The organism is Brevibacterium spongiae (genome assembly GCF_026168515.1).
GTDB lineage: Bacteria > Actinomycetota > Actinomycetes > Actinomycetales > Brevibacteriaceae > Brevibacterium > Brevibacterium spongiae.
The window spans coordinates 3,463,987-3,484,700 of the sequence record NZ_CP093443.1 but is presented as its reverse complement, the minus strand read 5'-3'; the positions used below and the strand labels follow the sequence as shown (position 1 = coordinate 3,484,700).

Here is a 20,714-nt window from a genome sequence, read left to right as displayed (position 1 = left end):
TGTTCTGCTCAGCCCTCGGACGGCAAGTGACAAAAAGCGTCGACAACCCCTATTCTTCCCCTTATGACAGCTTTGGAAATTGGCGGCGAAGCTCTGCCGCAGGAACGTAAGATCGTCACCGAGATTCCCGGACCGAAGTCCCGCGAACTCGAGGCGCGTCGCAAGTCGGCCGTGGCGACCGGTGTCGGTTCGAGCCTTCCCGCCTACGTGGTGGCGGCCGGGGGTGCGATCCTCAAGGACGTCGACGGCAATCAGCTCATCGACCTCGGTTCGGGCATCGCCGTGACCACCGCCGGCAACTCGAACGCCCGCGTGGTCGAGAATGCGAAGGCCCAGATCGAGGCCTTCACCCACACCTGCTTCATGGTCAACCCGTACGAGAGCTACGTCGAGGTCGCCGAAGCCCTCAACCGCCTCACCCCAGGTGATCACGAGAAGCGCACCGTGCTGCTGAACTCCGGTGCCGAAGCAGTCGAGAACGCCGTGAAGATCGCTCGCGCCCACACCGGCCGCGACGCCGTCGTCGTCTTCGACCACGCCTACCACGGCCGCACCAACCTGACCATGGCGATGACCGCGAAGGCCGCTCCCTACAAGGCCGGCTTCGGTCCCTTCGCCGGTGAGGTCTACCGCGCACCCATGTCCTACCCGTTCCGCGACAACGACGCGGCAGGCACAAAGCTCAGCGGTGAGGACGCGGCCAAGCGCGTCATCACGATGATCGAGAAGCAGATCGGCTCCGAATACGTCGCCGCGATCGTCATCGAACCCATCCAGGGTGAGGGCGGCTTCATCGTCCCGGCAGAGGGCTTCCTGCCCACGCTCGTCGAATACGCTCGCGAGAAGGGCATCGTCTTCGTCGCCGACGAAGTGCAGGCAGGATTCGCCCGCACCGGCAAGATGTTCGCCTCCGAATGGGAGGGCATCGTCCCCGACCTCATCACCACCGCCAAGGGCATCGCCGGCGGTCTGCCGCTGTCGGCCGTGACCGGTCGTGCGGAGATCATGGACTCGGTCGGACCGGGCCGCCTCGGCGGAACCTACGGAGGCAACCCCACCGCCTGTGCCGCTGCTCTCGGCGCGATCGCCGCGTACGAAGAGGACGGACTGGCCGATCGGGCCGGACACATCGGTGAGATCATCGTCGACCGCCTGACCAAGCTGCAGTCGAAGTACCCCGAGGTCGGCGACATCCGCGGCCGCGGCGCCATGATCGCCGCCGAGTTCGTCGAGCACGACTCGATCGAGCCGAATGCGGACCTGGTGAAGAAGATCGCGGACTACTGCGCGAAGAACGGTGTCCTCGTGCTCACCACGGGAACCTTCAGCAACATCCTGCGCTTCCTGCCGCCGCTGACGATCTCCGATGAGCTGCTCCACGACGCCTTCGACGTCATCGAGGCCGGGCTGGCCGAACTCCTCCCCGCCTGACCCCTATTACTACCTGACGGCGCCCCAGCAACCCCGCGCCGGGTTGCTGGGGCGCCGTCAGGTAGTTCCGGGGGGAGTGGGTGTTGCAGAATAGTGGACATGACTTCAGCGACCGACGGTTCGGCCGGGAGCGTCCCGGCCCGAGTGTGGCAGTTCCTCAGGGGCCCGCGTTTCATCGACCTGCCGATCCGATTGCTCGCGCTCATCATGGGCCTGACGATCCTCGTGCCAGGGTCGTTCGAAACCACCGAGCCGCTCTATTCGGGGCTGCTCATCCTCGCCTATGCGCTCATCGTCGTCGCGGCCTTCCTGCCGCTGACGACCGTCATCGCGGCGACCGGTCTCGGAGTCGTCTTCTCCCAGCTCTTTCCCGATCTGCAGAACATGTTCCCCGAGGCGCTGCTGCTGGCGATCGCGGTCCTCATCAGCCGTCGTCGTTGGGTCGGCTTCGCAATCGGCACTGCGGGACTGGCCGGCTACCTCGGGTTCTCGACCTGGCTCGGGTCCTATGACGCGGGCTTCGAGGGGCTCACCGACCTCGGCTACGGCTGGCTGACCTACTCGCTCCTCGGACTGTGCGCGAGCTTCGTCGAGGCTCGGATCCGCAGGGAGATCGCGCGCCGCGAACGCGCGGCCATCGACCATCAGAAGACGCTCGACGCGATGCGGACGCGGTTCACCAGCGACATGCATGACACGATCTCCCACTCCCTGACCACGGAGTCCGCGATCATCCGCACCCTCGCCAGGGAGACCGATTCGGAGCAGGCCGACCGGCTGCTGGCCGAGCTCGCCCTCGTCAACGCTGAAGCGACGAAACGTCTGCGCCAGCTCGTGACGAGCCTGAGCAGCTGGGAGACCGACACCTGCCCCGGGGACACCCGCACCCGCCGTGTCCGTTTCCGCGCCGAGGCGGAGCAGCTGGCCGGTGCGATCGAGGACGGCTGCGCTGCCGGCTCCGTTCCTCTGACCGCGCAGCTGTCACCGCTGCCGACGTATTCCTCGGACTCGCTGGCGCACCATTTCCGCGCAATTCTGCTCGAGCTGGCCACGAACGTCATCCGCCATTCCACTCCGGGCACTCCCGCGAAGCTCACCGTCGAACTGCGCAGCGGGAGCGGCGACCGGATGGAGCTCGTGTGCCGCAGCTGCAACGAGTCACCGACCGAACTCACCCAGGTGCCGCGATCCCTGCACCGCCGCGCAACGGCCGTGGGCGGGACCTGCACCGTGGGTGCAGGGGCAGAGAAGAACACCGTCGTCGAGGTGGCCCTGCCCATCCGTCGACTGACCCCGTCCGCACAGGCCGAGTCCGGACAGGTTAAGTCTGCACGGGCCGAGACCGCACAGGTTAAGTCCGCGCGGGCCAAATCCTCGCAGACCCTGTCCCCGGAGGTCATGTCAGGAACGGCAGAGCCTGCCGAGATGATCGACATCGCCGAGGTCGAATCCAGCGCCAGCTCCAGCTCCGAAGCCGACCACGGTGCCGGTACCGAGACCGACAACGAGCAGGCATCGGCACCGGACACGGACCGCGTGAGCGCCTCGGCGAATGCGGACGACGAACGCCGGTCCGACAGCAGTCCCGACACCGCAGCAACCGACATCGCAGCAACCGGCACCGCAACAACCAGCACTGCCGCGCCTACGACCGGCAACTCGAGCGATCCCGCATCGACGTCGCCGTCCGAGACACGACGCAAGGTCGAGGCGTGAAACCCTCCGTCCTCATCGTCGATGACGATCGGTGGACGACGCGCGCTGTCGCGGCGACGCTGAGCGACGACGGCGGATTCGACGTCCTCGAACCGGTCCACACCGGCGAGGACGCCGTCGACGCCTTCGCTGCGAGCCGACCCGATCTTGTCCTCATGGACGTCAACATGCCGCCGGGGATGAGCGGGGTCGACGCGACGGCGGCGATCATGAACCACGACCCGCAGGCGCATGTCGTGCTGCTGACGACGGTGGCACCGGGCCCGGGCATCGCCCGCGGTCTCGAGGCCGGTGCGATGGCCGTGCTCAACAAGACCGCCGGTGAGTCCGAGCTCGTCGCGGTGGTGCGCGCCGCTTCGGCCGGGGAGACGCCGGAACTGCTCAAGGGGCTGGCCACGGACATCGCCATCAGCGGCGACCAGCTCCCCGAGGCACCCGAAGCGGCCCCGCAGCTGACCGAACGCGAGCTCGAGCTGCTCACCCTGCTCTGCGAGGGGCACGGGTACGACGAGATCGCGGCCGATCTCAAACTGAGCATGCACACGATGAAGTCGCATGCCCAGAACCTGCGCCTCAAACTGGGAGCGAAGAACCTCGCCCAGCTGGTCATCCGCGCCCTCCAGTTCAAGTTCTACTCCCCGGAGTAGACACCCCGCACCGAGGCGGCCGCCCACATTCCGCTACCGCTGACCGTCCCGCGCGGCCCATGTCACCGCGCCCCGCGCCCGCGCGGGGCGGTCCCGCGTTGACTACAGTGGTGGCATGACCGACACCGCGAGCCCGCGCCTGTCCCGCCTGATCCGGGACACCGAAGGCTTCCTCCTGCCGCTCACCGAGGCAGCCGAGGATGTCGTCATCACTCGAATCGAATTCGGCTTCGACCTGTCGACGAGCAATTCCCTCGCCGAGGAGGTCGCCCCCACCCGTCGTACCGTGACCTCTCGACGCGGTGCGGAGCCGGCTGCACTGCCTCGTCGCACACTGACCTCCGAACGCGACGCGGGCACAGCCGAACACGGCACGGACACAGCCGTCAGCGGCGCAGTCACAACCGAGCCCGGCACGCGGTCGGGCACCGTCGTCCTTGTCACCGAGCCGGTGCGCAGTCGCGCCGGTCTCGGTTCGGTGGTGGCTGAATATGCGGGAGCGGCGGCTCTCGTGCTCCCTCCCGGATCGCACTCCCACCTCGGCGAAGCGGCCATCGGACGGGGGAGCGGGGGAGAGACGCCCGTCCTCCTCGAACGCTCGTCGCACGTGACGTGGTCTGAGGCGCTCGTCCATCTGCGGCAGCTCACAGAGGGCGCGACGAGTGCTGTGGCCTGGCCCGATGTCGACGACCTCAGCGCTCTGGCCGCGGTCATCGCCGAGTCCACAGGCGCCTCGATCACGATCGAGGATCCGGCGTCACGGGTGCTCGCGCATGCGAACCTCGGCGATGATCTCGATGAGATCCGGCGCGAGACGATCCTGTCCGGGGCTATCCCCGATTGGCGGATCGCTGAGCTCGAAGAATCCGGGTTCCTCGACACGATCCGGCGTTCGACCGATGTCGTCGAACGTCCCGCCGAAGGCACATCACCGGCACGGTCGGTCATCGCTCTGCGCAGCGAAGGTGAACTCATCGGCACGATCTGGGCGGCCTACCCGGCCGAGGTCGACCCGGCCCCGCTGCGCGAGATTCTGCGCGACGCCGCTCGCGCCGCACTGCCGGTGATGCTGCGGACGCTGCGTCGTTCGCCGTTCGAAAAGCGCATCCGCCGCGAGGCGCTCGCCGCGATCCTCGCAGGCTCCGCTGAGCTCGGGCCCTCGGCGACACTGCTCGCACTGCCGTTCGCCGGTCACTACTGCGTCCTCGCCTTCGCCGAGGTGGCCCCCGAGAGGGAGCCCGTCCTGCGGTTCCATCTGCGAGCCGCCTTCGCCGATGCCGTGCTTTCGCAGGTCGAGTCGGGAACCGGATCGCACCTTGCGGCGCTCGTGCAGATGAGCGCACCCTCGAATGCCGCGCAGATCCGCGATCACGTGGCCTCGACGCTGCGGCGATCGCTGCCGGACGATGAGGCGCTGAGCTTCGGCGTCGGTTCTCCGGTCGACCGCCTCGATGAGGTGCATCGCTCCTGGTCGGAGGCCGCATACGTCGTTGACGCCGTGAACGGCCGACAGGCGAGTGGAGGTGCTCAAGCGGCCCCGACGATCATCGGAGCGACGGCCGCCGACGCAGCCGCCGAGGTCATCGGACTGCGCGTGGCCGATACGCTGCTGGCCGCAGAAGCCGCTGAGACTGCCGAGGTCGGTGCTGCCGGTGCCGGCGCTGCCGTCGGTGCCGGAGCTGCTATCGGTGCGGACGGCGCAGAACCCGCCGGCCGGAACCCCGATGCCGGCAGCGTCGTGTGGCCGGCGCGGGCGCTGGCCCGGCACGATGCCAACCACAATGGCAGCCTGCTCGAGACTCTGCGGGTCTACTTCGCCACTGTCGGCAACTCCGCCGAGGCGTCCCGCCGACTGCACGTGCACACGAACTCGCTGCGGCACAGGCTCGGCAGGATCGAGGAGATCACCGGTTTGTCGACCGTGAACCCGGCCGAGCGCCTGTGGCTCGAACTTGCGGTGCTCGCCCATGACCGCGCCGGCGGCTGAAACCCACCACCGCAGAACGCTCAAGCATCTCCGCGACCGCGACTGAGACAACTCCGCTCCCGCGGCCGAAGCACACCCGAACCCCATCGTGCGAAACCTACAATCGACCTTGGCGAAGTTTGGTGCGCAATCATCCGTTCGCTCAGGTCAGCCGTCCTAATCTGGCATCAGACCACGAACAAAGGACGTCATGCCCCGCAGTCACCACTCCATCCCGGACAGCCGCGCACGTGCGATCAGAGCCATCGCGCAGAACTCCACCTCGACTCCCGAGCGGGGTGACATTCCCGCGCTGTCGGACCAGTCTCCCGTGCTCGGGCTGATGGATCTCGACGCAGTCGATGCCGCCTTCGCAGACCTGACCTCAGCGTTCGACTCCGACCGTGAGGTCCTCCACGCGGTCGCCTGCAAAGCTGTGCCTCTGCCGTCGGTGCTGCGCCGCTATGCCGAAGCCGGTGCCGGCTGCGAGGTCGCAAGCCCCGGTGAACTCGAACTCGCCCTCACCGCGGGGTTCCCGCCGGAGCGGATCGTCTTCGACTCCCCGGCCAAGACCTGGGCGGAACTGCACCGCGCGCTCGAGCTCGGTGTCTCGATCAACGTCGACAACTTCGATGAACTCGCCCGCCTCGACACCCTCGTGGACGAACGCCACGTGAGCGCCGCCTCGGCGACGATCGGATTCCGCATCAATCCGCAGTCGGGAACCGGTGCGATCGGTGCCCTGAGCACCGCGACCGCAACCTCGAAGTTCGGCGTCGGACTCGACGATCCCGGCACTCGCGAGGCCCTCATCGAGGCCTTTCTCGCCCGCCCCTGGCTGAACCAGATCCACGTCCACTCAGGGTCCCAGGGCATCAGCCTCGACAAGGCTGCCGTCGGCATCCGCGCCGCAGTCGACCTTGCCCAGGAGATCAACGATCGGGCCGCCTCGGCGAACTCTTTGACGCGCACCGCCGACCCGAGTCGGGTCACCACACTCGATGACGACCGACGGATCGCCGCAACCGGCGACGAACGCCGCGTCACCCGCATCGACATCGGCGGGGGGCTGTCGGTGAACTTCGATGATGAGGACATCACCCCGACGTTCGCCGACTACCGCACCGTGCTCGAAGAGCACGTGCCGGGGCTGTTCGACTTCGACATCGTCACCGAGTTCGGCCGCGCGCTGCTCGCCAAGGCCGGCACCGTCCTCACCCGCGTCGAATACGCGAAGACCACCGGCAGGCGCCGCATCGCGATGACCCACGCCGGCGTCCAGGTCGCCACCCGCACCGCGTACGCGCCGAACGACTGGCCGTTGCGGATCTTGCCGTTCACCGTTGCCGGAGACCCCAAGATCGCCGAGGCGGTTCCCACCGATGTCGCAGGCCCCGCCTGCTTCGCCGGTGACCTCCTCGCCCGGGACCGGATGCTGCCGCGCCTCGAGGTCGGCGACATCGTGGCCGTGCCCGAGACCGGTGCCTACTACTTCTCGAACCCGTTCTCCTACAACCTGCTCCCACGGGTGCCCGTCTTCGGATACGGTGCTGGTGCTGGTGCAGGTGCAGACGCAGGCGCAGGTGCCGGTGCCGGTGCAGGTGCAGGTGCCGGAGCAGACGCAGGCCCAGACGCCGAAGCAGACGCGCCGCTCCAGTTCTTCCTCATCAGACGGGGACAGACGACTGCCGAGGTCCTCGCCGAGGCAGGGGAGCTGCAGCTGAATGCGCTCAGCCCGACCGACTGCGCTCAGCCGGCAGACAGCGGCCGGTGAAACCCGGGAAACGGACTGTCACAGAGCTGACCTGTGGTGATTGCACAGCGGCGCACAAGCAAGTTTGTGTGTTGTTGTGCGAAAAACACCCCACTTCAATCGTAGAGTGATGAGAGACACACTCGTCTCGAGCTGAACGACCCATTCGTCCGGTTCGAGAGAGCACAACCGCATCATTGCACGAGCAGAAGGACAAGGATGTTCACGCACTCATCACTGCGCAGGGGCTGGCGACGCTGCCTGGCCGGCGTCGCAGCACTGGCATTGGCCGGCTCCATGGCCACCGCTCCGGCTCAGGCCGCCACCTCGGAGGCTCCGGCCCCCGACAACGTCCTGCGCATCGCCACGGACGGCTTCATCGATTCGTTCAACCCCTTCACCTCGTTCTACCTGGTCCCGACGAACACGTTCCGGTACATGTACGAGAACCTCGTGGCCAACGACGCCAAGGACGGCTCGGTCACCGAAGGACTCGCCACCGAATGGAACACCGACTCCGACGGCAAGGTCTGGACGTACACGATGCGACCGGACATGAAGTGGTCCGATGGTGAACCACTCACGGCCGAGGACGTCGCCTGGACCTACAACCAGATGATGGAGAAGGACGAGATGGCCGTCGCCAACGGCAGCCTCGTCGAGAACTTCGCCAAGGTCGAGGCACCCGACGAGGGCACCGTCAAGATCACCCTGAAGAAGCCGCAGGCGAACAACCCCGGCCAGGAGATCCCCGTCGTTCCCGAACACGTGTGGTCGAAGATCGACAAGCCCGGCGAGTTCAAGAACGACAAGAAGTCGGTCGGATCGGGACCCTTCCAGCTCGACAGCTATGAGGCGAACAAGTCCATCACGCTCAAGGCGAATCCGAACTTCTGGCGCGGCAAGCCGAAGCTCGATGAGATCCAGTACCGCTACTACACGGACTCCGACGCCCAGGTGCAGGCGATCCGCTCCGGCGAAGTCGACTTCATCACCGGGCTCAGCCCCGACCAGTTCACCGCCCTCGACGGGGCGAAGGACGTCGAACTCAACGACGGAAACGGGCGCCGCTTCAACGGCATCTCCATCAACTCCGGCGTCGCCGATGCCAAGGACAAGGAATTCGGCACCGGGGCCGAGGCGCTCAAGGACAAGAAGGTCCGACAGGCCATCCGCGCCGGCATCGACACCGAAACCCTGCGCAAACAGGTCATGCAGGACTACGCGCAGCCGGCCACGAGCTTCATCCCCGCTGTCTACCCGACCTGGGCACTCGACGCCGAGAACCCAGTCATCACCGGCTTCGACGTCGACCGTGCGAAGAAGCTGCTCGACGATGCCGGCTGGAAGGAAGGCTCCGACGGCATCCGGGAGAAAGACGGCGAGAAGCTCCAGCTGCGTTTCCTCACCGACGCTGATGCACCCATCGAGCAGAACACCGCGAAATTCCTCAAACCGTGGATGAAGGACATCGGCATCGACCTCAAGAACGAGTCGACCGACGTCGACACCGTGTCCGAGCGCAGCACCAAGGGCGACTACGACATGTACTTCTCCGGCTGGTCGATCAACCCGGACCCGGACTACCAGCTGAGCATCAACACGTGCGGCCAGCGCCCCGATGCCGAAGGCAACGGCGGCACCAGCCAGGACGGTTGGTGCAATAAGGAATTCGACAAGCTCTACCAGGCGCAGCACGTCGAACTCGACCAGACGAAGCGGGCAGAACTCGTGCAGAAGGCCCTGGCCATCCACTACGAAGAGACCCCCTCGGTGACGCTGTGGTACCCGAACCAGCTCGAGGCCTACCGCTCCGACCGGTTCGATAACTTCACGAAGCAGCCCACCGATGGCGGAGCCATCGCCAACCAGGTCGGCTACTGGGGCTACGAGTCGGTGGAACCGGTCAGCGAAGAAGACGCAAACGGCGCCGGCGGGCTCGGCGCGGGCGGTTGGATCGGCATCGCCGCAGCCGTGATCGTCGTCCTCGGCGGAGGCGGCTGGCTGCTCAGCCGTCGGAAGAAGTCCGACGACCGCGAATAGTCCCCGTCCCCGAGGTCCGGGTGCCGCAGCACCAACATCACCAGCAGCGTCTGCGGCACCCGGACCCCCAGACTGCCCCCACTACCTGGAGCACCACAGTGAGCACACCCACCCACGACGATCCCCAATCAGGGGATCCCCGAAACGGGGACCCCGACCCATCGGGCACATTCGCGAAGAACTCAGGAGCCGCCTCGGTGACGGGATCCGACACCGCCGACGGATCCTCCGCTGCCGCAGATATGGACGAACCACCGGCAGGCGGATCATTCGCCCGCTACCTGCTGCGCAAGATCGGCGGGGCCGCGACTTCGATGGTCCTCGTCATCCTCCTCGGCTTCTTCGCGTTCCGCATGCTGCCCGGTGACCCGGTGCTCAAGATCGCGAAGGAACGGCCGATGAGCCCGGCACAGATCGCCGAGCTGCGCAGCCAGTACGGGCTCGACAAACCCGTCATCGTCCAGTTCTGGGACTACCTCGTCGGCATCGTCACCGGCGACCTCGGCGAAAGCTACGTCTACCGCAAGTCAGTGTCCGCGCTCATCGGCGAATACTTGGGACCAACGCTGCTGCTGACCGCGACCGCCGCCGTCATCGCGATCGCCCTGGGACTGTGGCTCGGGCAGCTCTCGGCCTGGCGGCGCAATTCGCTCTTCGACAAGCTCGCCTCCTCGACATCACTGATCTTCTGGTCCGTGCCGACGTTCTGGCTCGGCCTCATCCTGCTCATGATCTTCGGCGGCACCCTGCAGTGGCTGCCCACCGGCGGCATGATCACCCCCGGCATCGACCCATGGTCACCGGCGGGAATCATCGACGTGATCAAACACCTCATCCTGCCCGTCGTCTCACTCGTCGCGGTCGTCTACGCACAGTTCCTCATGGTCATGCGCGCTTCCCTCCTCGAAGAGATGAACGAGGACTACCTCACCACCGCCCGCGCGAAGGGCCTGACCGAGGACGAGGTCCGCCGCAAGCACGCCGTGCCCAATGCGCTGCTGCCGACGGTCACCGTCGTCTTCCTCCACATCGGCGGACTCATCGCCGGTGCCGTCACCGTCGAGGCCGTGTTCTCCTGGCCGGGACTGGGCAAACTCACATTCGAAGCGATCCGCGGCCCCGACCTGCCGCTGCTCCAGGGCACGTTCGTCGTGTTCTCGGCGATCATCATCGTCATGAACCTCGCCGCCGACATCGTCTACCGATTCCTCGATCCCCGCGTCAGGAGGGCCTGATGAGCACGAACACCCCCGCCGAGGCGGCCCCCGGCCCCTCATCGAACGAACCGGATCCGCGCGGGACAGACTCCCGCGCCTCGTCGCCCGTCATCGACGGTGCGAAACTCGTCCGCGAACGTCGGCTGAACAACTGGAAGAAGAACTGGGCTCTGTTCCGCTCGGACGTGCCCGCGCTCATCGGCGCGGTCGTCCTCATCTTCTTCATCGTCATCGCGGTCGCCGCCCCGATCATCGCCCCCGCATCGATGCTCGACGTCACGAAGCAGCTCGACGTACCCCGCTACGCTCCGCCGAGCCTCGACCATCCGCTCGGCACCGATGACCTGGGCAGGGAGATGTGGGTGCGCATCCTCTGGGGTGCACGTGTGTCAATCCTCGTCGGTGTTGCAGCGACCGTCATGTCGATGGTCATCGGCACCATCATGGGACTCGCCGCCGGCCACTTCACCGGACTCTTCGGCGGGATCATCATGCGCATCGTCGACTTCTTCATCGTGCTGCCATCCCTGCTGCTGGCGATCGTGCTCTCCTCCGTCCTCGAGCGCGGAGTCTTCACCATCGTCGTCGCCATCGGACTGACCTCATGGGCCTCGACCGCACGGATCGTGCGCTCGCAGACCTTGAGCGTCGAGTCCCGGCTCTACATCGAAAGGGCGCGCATCCTCGGTGCCGGTCATCGGCATATCCTGTTCCGGCACCTGCTGCCGGCGGTGATGCCGCTGGTCCTCGCGAACACGACCCTGACCGTCGGCGGGGCGATCATCGCCGAATCCACCCTGTCGTTCCTCGGCCTCGGCGATACGTCGAAGGAATCGTGGGGAACGATCCTGAAGAACTCGATGGACGTCTCGGCCGCGACCTCGGGCTACTGGTGGTACGTGCTCACCCCGGGCATCGCGATCCTCCTCGTCGTGCTCGCGTTCACGATGGTCGGGCGCGCGTTCGAAGCCATCATCAACCCTGCCCTGAGGAGCCGCTGATGACCGATCTGAGCTTCGAGAACGTCTCGATCACCTACCGTTCCTCCTCCGACCGCGGCGACGTCGCTGCCGTGTCCGATGTCAGCCTCGACCTGTCCGCCGGGGCCACGCTAGGCATCGCCGGCGAATCCGGATCCGGGAAGTCGACGCTGATCATGTCGGCCCTGCGCCTGCTGCCGAAGTCGGCGCACCTGGACGGGCGGGTCCTCCTCGGCGGGAAGGATCTCAAGGATCTGAGCTTCGGCGAAGTCCGTGCCGTCCGGTGGGCGCAGGCCTCGATCGTGTTCCAAGGGGCGCTGCATTCGCTCAACCCCGTCCGCGAGGTCGGCGGTCAGATCATCGAAGCCCTCGCACACCATGCGAAGGACACGTGGACGACTCCTGAGAAGCGTCGGGCGCGGATGCTCGACCTCCTCGACGAGGTCAACCTCGAACGGGCGAAGGCCAGCGCCTACCCGCACGAGCTCTCCGGCGGACAGAAGCAGCGGATCATGATCGCCATGGCGCTCGCCTGCGAACCTGACATCATCATCGCCGACGAACCGACCACCGCCCTCGACGTCATCGTGCAGAAGCAGATCCTGACCGGGCTCGCCGCCCTCGTCGCCGAGCGGGGGATCTCGCTGCTGATGATCAGCCATGACCTCGCAGTGCTGTCATCGGTGTGCGCGAATCTTGCGATCATGCGCCACGGCCGCCTCGTCGAATACGGGCCCAGCGACGAGGTGTGCCTGCGACCGCAGGAGGACTACACGAAGCAGCTGGCCGGTGCGTTCCCGCAGATCGGGGACCCCGAATCCCGGTTGAATCCACGGACCCTCAAACCCGCCGAGGTGACCCGGGCGGAGCCGTTCGCCATGAGTGATGAGGTGGTGCTCGAGGCGCGGGACCTCAGCGTCTCCTTCGACACCCGCAGGGGGCGGGAGCGTGCCGTGCGCGGGGTCGACCTCAGGCTGCGCAAGGCCGAGATCCTCGCTGTCGTCGGTCAGTCGGGGTCGGGCAAGACGACCCTGGCGCGCTCCCTGCTGGGACTGCAGGAGGTGGAGCCGGGTTCGCAGCTGTCGTTCGCGGGCAAGCCGCTGCCGCGGAAGGCGAAGGCGCTGCGGACGTTCAGGCGGCAGGTGCAGATGATCCTCCAGGACCCCTCCGGTTCGCTCAACCCCAAACGCAGCGTCTATGAGGCCGTGGTCGAGGGGCTGCGGGTGCAGGGGATCAAAGATCGGGAATACGAAAGGGTCATCGGGGCACTCGAAGCCGCCGAGCTCTCTCCGGCCGCCGACTACCTCGAGTCGATACCGCAGGAGCTCTCCGGCGGGCAGCGGCAGCGCGTCGTCATCGCCGGTGCCTTGGCCCTGGAGCCGCAGGTGCTCATCGCCGACGAGCCGGTTGCATCGCTGGATGCCTCGGTGCGCGGGGAGATCCTGTCGCTGTTCCTCGCGCTGAAGAAGAACCTCGGGATGAGTGCGCTCATCATCACCCACGACCTGGGACTGGCCTGGAACATCGCGGACACCGTGGCCGTGATGAAAAGAGGTGAGATCGTGGAATACGGTGAGGTGGACACGGTGCTGTCGAACCCGCAGCACGAATACACGCAGGAACTGCTGGCAGCGGTTCCCCGATTGGGAAGTCAGGCTCTGGTGAGGAATGAGTAGTTTCGCAGCGAACGGCGTCACGTCCGGCTCTGCGGCCGCGTCGGCAGGCTGGTCCGGAGTGGGGCGTACGGGCGCAGCCGAGCCGAGTCCGTATCTGACCTCGGCGCCGCTGCAGACTGGTGACACCGTCCGGCTCATCGCCCCGTCGGGGCCGACCGATGAAGAGTCCCTGCTGCGTGCGATCGCGCAGCTCGAATCCTGGGGTCTGCACGTCGTCCCCGGTGAGAACATCCGTGCCCGCCATCCGCGAGTGACCTATCTGGCCGGCACGGATCGGCAGCGTCGCGACGACCTCGTCGCCGCGTGGTGCGATCCGGACACCGACGCCGTCATCGCTCTGCGCGGCGGCTTCGGTGCGATGAGGCTGCTCGACGGCATCGACTTCGAGCTCATGCGTGAGCACATGTGGCGCCGAGACGGTCGACCCAAACTTCTCACCGGATCATCGGACATCACCGCGCTGCATCAGGCGTGGGAGCACCACCTGGGAGTCGCGACGCTGTTCTGCCCGATGGTCGGCAACGACCCGTTCAAGAACTCGGCCGTCGTGCCCACCGAGGTGGCGTCCTGGCTGTTCGAACCCTGGGGCGGCCGCGAACTCGGCTTCCCTGCAGAGGAGGCTGCCGAGACTTCTGCGGCACCTGCTGGGGCGGAGACCGCTCGTCCGCTCAGCCGGGCTCAGACCTTGGTTCCGGGGAGAGCGAAGGGCCGCCTCGGCGGAGGAAATCTCAGCCTCGTCGCCGCGGGGATGGGCAGTCCCGAGCTCGCCGACGTCCGGCAGCGACGGGAGACGCGCGGGCCGAGCATTCTCATGCTCGAAGACGTCGACGAGGAGCTGTACCGGCTCGACAATCTGCTTGTGCAGCTCGTCCGCGGCGGATGGTTCGCTTCGGCCGATGCTGTGGTGCTCGGATCGTGGGAGGACTGTACGAAGGTGCACGAGGTCGAGGCACTGGTCATCGACTACCTCGGCGACACCGGGATTCCGATCGTCTCGGAGATGGGGTTCGGCCATGACCCGGATGCGCCGAGCGTTCCGCTCGGAGTCGACGTCACCCTCGACGCTCCGGCAGGTGAGCGACCGCGCCTGTGGGTGGACCCAGCAGCGAACACAACAGCAGAAAGTGAGGCTCGACCATGAGCGACCTGAACTTCGACGGACTGCCGGGGGTGCGCTTCAGTGCGCTGGCCTTCGACGTCGACAGCGGCGAACGCGTCTTCGCCCACAACGAGAACGATGAACTCGACACCGCGAGCATGGGCAAGGTGTTCCTGCTCCACACGGCTCTGCAGATGTACAAGGACGGCACGCTTGACCTTGAAGAACGTCTGCACCGCAGACCATCGGAGCGAGTCGACGAATCCGGTATCTGGTACCTCATGGAACAGGACGACCTGAGCATCTTCGACGTGGCGCTGCTCATCGGCGCCTTCAGCGACAATTTCGCCACGAACGTGCTCATCCGCCGGGTCGGTCTGGAGAATGTCGCGGCCCAGGTGGAGCGGCTCGGGTACACGGATTCGGGCCTGCACGACTTCCTCCGCTGGCCGCGACCGGCGAAGGCTCCGCGGACCCTGTCGACCGGAACCGCGGCGGAGCTCAGCGACTTCATGGCTCGGCATGCGAAAGACGAATTCTGGGACGAGTCGACGAACGAGATCTTCCGCCGCTGGCTGGGAGCCGGAGCGGACACCTCGATGGTCGCCTCGGCGTTCGACCTCGATCCGCTCGCGCACTACAACTATCAGCGTGATGTGTGGGTGTGGAACAAGACGGGCACGAACGGGACTATCAGGGCCGACGCCGGGATCGTCATGACGCCGCAGCGCCGCGTCGCCTACGCGGTGTTCGCGAACTGGGAGCCTGGCACCGACCGCGTCGTCGACGTCATGCCGATCATGCGACGGGCCGGCGAAGCGATCCACCGATTCCTGTGAAGGGGCGGATGCTGACACCCGCCGAACGCTCTCCGGTACGGAGTACCGGACGCCGTCCGGCACGGAGTACGGAACGCCGTCCGGCGCGGAGAGCCGTGCGGTAGTCTGGGGGCGATGTCCGAAACGATCTACCTCACAGGCGAAGCGAAAGCTCCGTCGAACAACCCGATCACCAGCCAGTTCGGTCTGTTCTACGTGGCTTTCGAGATCGAGCCGGACACCCACCGAATCCTCGATGTGGACTGCACGGCGACGTTGGCTCTGACCCGAAACTTCATTCGGAGCCTGTTCGTCGATGCCGACATCACGGACCCTGGTCGGCTGCTCGAGCGCATTCAGCGCCGCTACCACGGATCCTCGCAGAAGGCGCTGATCACAGCAGTGAACAATGCTGTGAAGAAGTACCGCGAGGTCACCGCGCAGTAGCGCCGCAAGCTCGCCACGCAGCAGTTTCGCGAAGTTGCTGCGCAGCAGCGCAACCGACCATCACGATTGCCTGGCCCTTCACCGGACCGGATCCGATCGACAACTGCACATTGCTCCACCTCGGGGAACTCTGTCGGGGTGGACGAATTCAATGAGGAAGTGTCGTTAGTGATCACGGACGGTTTTCTATTCATCAGCCTGCTTCTGGCGATCTCCGCAGCCCTTGTGGTCGCGGACCGGAGCGGACGTTTCAAGCTCTTCAAATACGTGCCCGGCTTCGTCATCCTCTACATCGTCGCCGCGCTGCTCAACACCGTCGGCGTCTTCGACCACGACGGCGGAGACATCACTGCGGTCGGCGACACCCTGCGTGAGGTGATGCTGCCCGCGATGATCCTGCTCATGCTGATCAAATGCGATATCCGGCAGATCATCAAGCTCGGGCCCAAACTGCTGCTCACCTTCGCGGTGACCGCGGCGAGCATCATCATCGGCTTCATCATCAGCTACCTCATCCTCCACTCGAGCCTCGACCCTGAAGCGTGGAAGGCCCTCGGCGCGCTCAACGCCTCCTGGACCGGAGGTTCGGCGAACATGGTCGCGGTGCAGGAGGTCCTCCAGGCGCCCAAGAACGTGTTCGGCTACGTCCTCATCGTCGATACGGTGCTCTACTCCTTCTGGCTGCTGCTCGTCTTCTCCTCGGTCACGGTCTCCGACAAATTCGACAAGTGGACGAAGGCCGATATGTCGAAGCTCGACTTCACCGACAGGGTCTCCGCCGAGGAGGAGAAGCCGATGACGCTGTCATCGGTCTTCGGGCTCATCGGATTCGCACTTCTGGCCTCTGCTCTGGCGATCCGCCTCGGCGAACTGCTGCCCGAGGTCGGAGCGGTCATCGACGGCACCGCGTGGACGATCCTCATCGTCAGCGTCCTCGGCCTCGCCATCGGATCGACTCGGTTCGGCAAGACCTCCGGATCCAACGAGCTCGCGACGATCCTGCTCTACCTCATCATCGGCATCATCGCCTCCGGATCGGACTTCACCTCCTTGGCCGAGGCGCCGCTCTACCTCGTCGCCGGCATCATCGTCCTTCTCGTCCACATCGCCATCATGCTCATCTACGCGAAGCTCACCCGCACCGAGCTCTTCAGCATCGCTGTGGCCAGCACCGCGAACATCGGCGGAATCGCCTCGTCGCCGGTCGTCGCGGGTGCCTTCAACCGGCAGCTCGTGCCCGTCGGTGTGCTGTTCGCGCTGATGGGAACGTTCCTCGGCACGTTCCTGGGTCTGTGGTCGGCGCAGATCCTCTCAGGGCTGGCATGATGAACGAAACGCCCCACCCACCCCGCCCATCCCACCGGAAGGACAACACCGTGACAGCACCAGATCCCGTCGACGTCTTCGACGGACACAACGACCTCGCCTGGTTCCTGCGCGAGGAACGCGACTACAGCGTCGACGGGCTCAACGACCCGTCCGTGTCCCCGTTCACCACGATGGATCAGCTGGCCGCGGGCCACGTCGCCGCGCAGTACTGGTCCGTCTACGTCCATTCCTCGATCACCGGTGCGGATGCCGTCAAGGCGACGTGGGAGCAGATCGACGCCGTCCAGCGGGTGGTCACCGCCTACCCCGAACGACTCGCCTTCGCCCGCACCGCCGCCGACGTCCGTGCCGCCCGAGCCGCCGGAAAGGTCGCCTCGCTCATGGGAGTCGAAGGAGGCCAGCAGATCGACGAGTCCCTGGCGATGCTGCGCTCCTACGCCCGCGCCGGGTCCCGGTATATGACGCTGACCTGGTCGACCACGCATTCGTGGGCCGACTCGGCCACGGATGAGCCGGTCCACGGGGGACTGAGCGAGTTCGGCCGCGAGGTCGTGGCGGAGATGAACCGGATCGGCATGATCGTCGACCTGTCCCATGTCGCGCCGTCCGTCATGCACCAGTCGCTGGACCTGAGCACGCTGCCGGTGATCTTCAGCCACTCCTGCGCGTTCGGGCTCAACCCGCATCCGCGCAATATCCCGGACGACGTCCTCGACCGCGTCCCCGGCAACGGGGGAGTGGCGATGATGACGTTCGTGCCCTCGTTCGTCTCGAACGCCCGCCGCGAATGGGTGGAGGCCGGAGAGCAGGGCACCGCCCCCGAGGTGGTCGTGGCGCAAGTCGCCGATCACTGCGATTACGTGCGCGAGAGGATCGGCATCGATCACGTCGGCCTCGGCGGTGACATCTGCGGAGTCGACGAGCTGCCGACCGGACTCGGTGATGCCGGACAGTACCCGAACCTGTTCGCCGAACTCGCCTCCCGCGGCTGGTCGCAGACCGATCTGCGCAAGCTCGGCTTCGACAATGCGATGCGCGTCCTCGACGCGCACGAGGACGCGTACACGGCGTTCCTCGGTTCCGCTGAAGACGCGGGCTCTGCGGGTGACGCGGGCTCCGCGGACGACGGCACAGCCGCGGCGAACGGCACAGCCGCCTCGGCGGGGGCGGGATCATGACCCGTCTCCTCGTCGTCGTCAATGACATCGATTCCCAGCCGGGGCTGCTGACCCAGTGGATGATCAGCGAGAACGTTGAGTTCGATCTGCGGATCGGCGGGGTCTCGCCGCTGCCGCAGCCGGCCGAGCTCGACGCCTATGACGGGCTCGTCATGCTCGGCGGCGGATACATGCCCGATGAGACCGATCGGGCACCGTGGCTGGCCGCTGAGGCCGAGCTCGTTCGCCGCGCCCTGGACACGGACCTGCCGCAGCTGGGGATCTGCCTCGGCGGGCAGCTCATCGCCCACGTCATCGGCGGCGATGTGCGGACACGGACCGGCGCTCCGGAAAAGGGGTACACACGCATCGACACCACCGCCGAGGCGGCCGCCGACCCCGTGTTCTCCGCGATCCGGGAGCAGACGTCGTTCGTCGAAAGCCACGTCGATCGGATCGTGGCGCTGCCGCAGGAAGCGACGCTGCTGGCCAGGAGCGAAGCCTGCGAATTCCAGGCGTTCCGGGTCGGTCGGGCATGGGGCACGCAGTTCCATCCGGAGTCGACGCGGGCGAACATCGAACGCTGGGACGCGGCGAAACTGCAGACATTGGGGTTCGACAAAGATACCCTGTTGGAAGAGGCGACGGAGCTCGGGCCGGAGAGCGAACGTGATGCGAAGGCCCTGTTCTCGGCGTTTCTCGCTGTGGTCCGAGACTGAAACATGTGTCTGAGGCTTGAGTCTGAGGCATACTGGGCGAGGCTCTGACCACAGTCAGGGTTGCCAGGTATGCGGCACAGCAGCCGCATTGGACACGGAGGAATCGTGAGCGATAAGGAACCCACGACCACAATCGACCCCGGTGACGGCCAGCAGCCGGAGACCCTCAAAAGGGTCATGGGGCCGAAGCTTCTGCTTCTGTTCATCGTCGGAGACATCCTCGGAACCGGCGTCTATGCGCTGACCGGCAAGGTGGCCGGGCAAGTCGGAGGTGCCGGATGGGCACCGGTGATCCTCGCCTTCCTCATCGCGCTGATCACCGCGTTCTCCTATATGGAGCTGGTGACGAAGTACCCGCATGCCGCGGGTGCCGCGCTGTACACACACAAGGCGTTCGGCATCCACTTCGTGACGTTCCTCGTCGCCTTCGCGGTTCTCAGCTCAGGAATCACCTCAGCGTCGACGGCATCGAACGTCTTCGCCGCGAACCTCGTGGCCGGCTTCGGCTGGGACATATCGGGCACCGGGGTGATGTGGATTGCGCTGGCCTTCCTCACGCTCATCGCGCTGATCAACCTCCGCGGTGTCGGGGAGAGCGTGTGGTTCAACGTCGTCCTCACCCTCATCGAACTCAGCGGCCTGCTGCTGGTCATCGTCGTCGGGTTCTTCGCACTCGGCTCCGGCGATGCCGACTTCTCGCGCGTGATGATCTTCGAGACCGAGGGCGATAAGAGCGTCTTCCTCGCGGTCACCGGCGCCACTGCGCTCGCCTTCTTCTCCATGGTCGGCTTCGAGGACTCGGTGAACATGGTCGAGGAGACGAAGGACCCGAGGGTGTTCCCGAAGATCATGCTCTCCGGGCTGACGATCACCGGCATCATCTACGTGCTCGTCTCCATCGTCACCGTCGCGGCCGTGCCGATCGGCGTGCTCACCGAGAGCGAGACTCCGCTGCTCGAGGTCGTCCGCGAGGGTGCCCCGGGCCTGCCGATCGATACGATCTTCCCGTTCATGACGATGTTCGCCGTCGCGAACTCGGCCCTGATCAACATGCTCATGGCCAGTCGACTGCTGTACGGAATGGCGAAGCAGAATGTGCTCCCACCCGTGTTCGCGAAGGTCTTGGCCGGTCGCCGCTCGCCGTGGGTGTCGATCATCTTCACGACGCTCATCGCCTATGCGCTCATCTTCGTCGTCACCACGATCCTGCCCGAGAGCGTCACAGCCTCCTTGGGCGGCACCACCTCGCTGCTGCTGTTGGCGGTGTTCGCCGTCGTCAACGTCGCTGTGCTCATCCTGCGCAAGGACAAGGCGGGCAAGGACCACTTCAAGGCACCGACGATTCTGCCGTGGATCGGCATCATCACGTGTGTGTTCCTCGTCGGTCCGTGGGCCCGCCTCGACGACCTCATCCAGTATCAGATCGCGGTGGCGCTCGTCGGCATCGGCGTCGTCCTGTGGTTCGTGACCTGGCTGTGGAATCGTTCGACGAAGGGAACGAGCACCCGGTTCCGCAACCCCGAAGAACTGACGTGAACCCGTCCCCTCGCCGAGGCGGCCCACCGTCCCGCTCCGCCGTGACCACGGCGTCGTGTGCGGTTGGCGGAGGCTGGGCCGCGCTTTCGGGCACGGTCTGTCCGCCGTGTCAGCGAGACTCGTTATCCTGAGGTGGTGGGTTCCCGGCCTGCGCACTCGGATCTGTTCAGCTCAACCCAA

At 66.1% G+C, this 20,714-nt stretch carries 16 protein-coding genes; all 16 read left to right on the top strand.

The features are described 5' to 3' along the window. Positions 1-63 precede the first annotated feature (63 nt). Entirely contained in the window at positions 64-1,431 is a 1,368-nt protein-coding gene (gene gabT, locus L1F31_RS15710; protein WP_265418170.1) for a 4-aminobutyrate--2-oxoglutarate transaminase, read from the top strand. 99 nt (positions 1,432-1,530) lie between these two features. Next, complete coding sequence (locus L1F31_RS15705) at positions 1,531-3,147, top strand: histidine kinase (RefSeq protein ID WP_265418169.1); 1,617 nt, start codon at positions 1,531-1,533, stop codon at positions 3,145-3,147. Next, on the top strand, positions 3,144-3,794 hold the full coding sequence (locus L1F31_RS15700; RefSeq protein WP_265418168.1) for a response regulator transcription factor: 651 nt from the start codon (positions 3,144-3,146) through the stop codon (positions 3,792-3,794). Before L1F31_RS15705 ends, L1F31_RS15700 begins: the two co-directional genes overlap by 4 nt. A 115-nt stretch (positions 3,795-3,909) precedes the next feature. After that, entirely contained in the window at positions 3,910-5,781 is a 1,872-nt protein-coding gene (locus L1F31_RS15695; protein WP_265418167.1) for a PucR family transcriptional regulator, read from the top strand. Positions 5,782-5,971: 190 nt separating this feature from the next. Next, entirely contained in the window at positions 5,972-7,534 is a 1,563-nt protein-coding gene (locus L1F31_RS15690; RefSeq protein ID WP_265418166.1) for a type III PLP-dependent enzyme domain-containing protein, read from the top strand. Between the two features lie 198 nt (positions 7,535-7,732). Then, positions 7,733-9,556, top strand: coding sequence for an ABC transporter substrate-binding protein (locus L1F31_RS15685; RefSeq protein ID WP_265418165.1), 1,824 nt, complete (start codon positions 7,733-7,735; stop codon positions 9,554-9,556). A gap of 98 nt (positions 9,557-9,654) precedes the next feature. Then, positions 9,655-10,791 carry an ABC transporter permease gene (locus L1F31_RS15680; RefSeq protein WP_265418164.1) on the top strand — a complete coding sequence of 379 codons (1,137 nt, stop codon included), beginning with the start codon at positions 9,655-9,657 and terminating at the stop codon, positions 10,789-10,791. Beyond that, positions 10,791-11,774, top strand: coding sequence for an ABC transporter permease (locus L1F31_RS15675; protein WP_265418163.1), 984 nt, complete (start codon positions 10,791-10,793; stop codon positions 11,772-11,774). The genes L1F31_RS15680 and L1F31_RS15675 overlap by 1 nt, the downstream gene beginning before the upstream one ends. Next, entirely contained in the window at positions 11,774-13,429 is a 1,656-nt protein-coding gene (locus L1F31_RS15670) for an ATP-binding cassette domain-containing protein (protein WP_265418162.1), read from the top strand. The genes L1F31_RS15675 and L1F31_RS15670 overlap by 1 nt, the downstream gene beginning before the upstream one ends. Continuing rightward, positions 13,422-14,570: a S66 peptidase family protein gene (locus tag L1F31_RS15665; protein ID WP_265418161.1), complete on the top strand. Its 1,149-nt coding sequence runs from the start codon at positions 13,422-13,424 to the stop codon at positions 14,568-14,570. Before L1F31_RS15670 ends, L1F31_RS15665 begins: the two co-directional genes overlap by 8 nt. Further along, a complete protein-coding gene (locus L1F31_RS15660; protein WP_265418160.1) occupies positions 14,567-15,367 on the top strand; it encodes a serine hydrolase in 801 nt (266 codons plus the stop codon). The genes L1F31_RS15665 and L1F31_RS15660 overlap by 4 nt, the downstream gene beginning before the upstream one ends. A gap of 114 nt (positions 15,368-15,481) precedes the next feature. Next, positions 15,482-15,793, top strand: coding sequence for a DUF3870 domain-containing protein (locus L1F31_RS15655; RefSeq protein WP_265418159.1), 312 nt, complete (start codon positions 15,482-15,484; stop codon positions 15,791-15,793). A 168-nt stretch (positions 15,794-15,961) separates the two neighbouring features. After that, complete coding sequence (locus L1F31_RS15650) at positions 15,962-17,119, top strand: DUF819 family protein (RefSeq protein ID WP_265420453.1); 1,158 nt, start codon at positions 15,962-15,964, stop codon at positions 17,117-17,119. A gap of 50 nt (positions 17,120-17,169) precedes the next feature. Then, the gene (locus tag L1F31_RS15645; RefSeq protein WP_265418158.1) at positions 17,170-18,300 is read left to right on the top strand and encodes a dipeptidase; all 1,131 of its coding nucleotides are present in this window, start codon (positions 17,170-17,172) and stop codon (positions 18,298-18,300) included. Then, positions 18,297-18,998 carry a type 1 glutamine amidotransferase gene (locus tag L1F31_RS15640; RefSeq protein WP_265418157.1) on the top strand — a complete coding sequence of 234 codons (702 nt, stop codon included), beginning with the start codon at positions 18,297-18,299 and terminating at the stop codon, positions 18,996-18,998. The genes L1F31_RS15645 and L1F31_RS15640 overlap by 4 nt, the downstream gene beginning before the upstream one ends. Before the next feature lie 105 nt (positions 18,999-19,103). Next, positions 19,104-20,534, top strand: a complete 1,431-nt coding sequence (locus L1F31_RS15635) for an APC family permease (protein WP_265418156.1) — start codon at positions 19,104-19,106, stop codon at positions 20,532-20,534. The last annotated feature ends 180 nt before the right edge of the window (positions 20,535-20,714 follow it).

Coding starts and splice junctions, on each gene's coding strand:
- L1F31_RS15640 (WP_265418157.1), top strand. CDS start 18,297: ATGACCCGTCTCCTCGTCGTCGTCAATGACATCGATTCCCAGCCGGGG.
- L1F31_RS15695 (WP_265418167.1), top strand. CDS start 3,910: ATGACCGACACCGCGAGCCCGCGCCTGTCCCGCCTGATCCGGGACACC.
- L1F31_RS15660 (WP_265418160.1), top strand. CDS start 14,567: ATGAGCGACCTGAACTTCGACGGACTGCCGGGGGTGCGCTTCAGTGCG.
- L1F31_RS15690 (WP_265418166.1), top strand. CDS start 5,972: ATGCCCCGCAGTCACCACTCCATCCCGGACAGCCGCGCACGTGCGATC.
- L1F31_RS15665 (WP_265418161.1), top strand. CDS start 13,422: ATGAGTAGTTTCGCAGCGAACGGCGTCACGTCCGGCTCTGCGGCCGCG.
- L1F31_RS15675 (WP_265418163.1), top strand. CDS start 10,791: ATGAGCACGAACACCCCCGCCGAGGCGGCCCCCGGCCCCTCATCGAAC.
- L1F31_RS15685 (WP_265418165.1), top strand. CDS start 7,733: ATGTTCACGCACTCATCACTGCGCAGGGGCTGGCGACGCTGCCTGGCC.
- L1F31_RS15655 (WP_265418159.1), top strand. CDS start 15,482: ATGTCCGAAACGATCTACCTCACAGGCGAAGCGAAAGCTCCGTCGAAC.
- L1F31_RS15705 (WP_265418169.1), top strand. CDS start 1,531: ATGACTTCAGCGACCGACGGTTCGGCCGGGAGCGTCCCGGCCCGAGTG.
- gabT (WP_265418170.1), top strand. CDS start 64: ATGACAGCTTTGGAAATTGGCGGCGAAGCTCTGCCGCAGGAACGTAAG.
- L1F31_RS15670 (WP_265418162.1), top strand. CDS start 11,774: ATGACCGATCTGAGCTTCGAGAACGTCTCGATCACCTACCGTTCCTCC.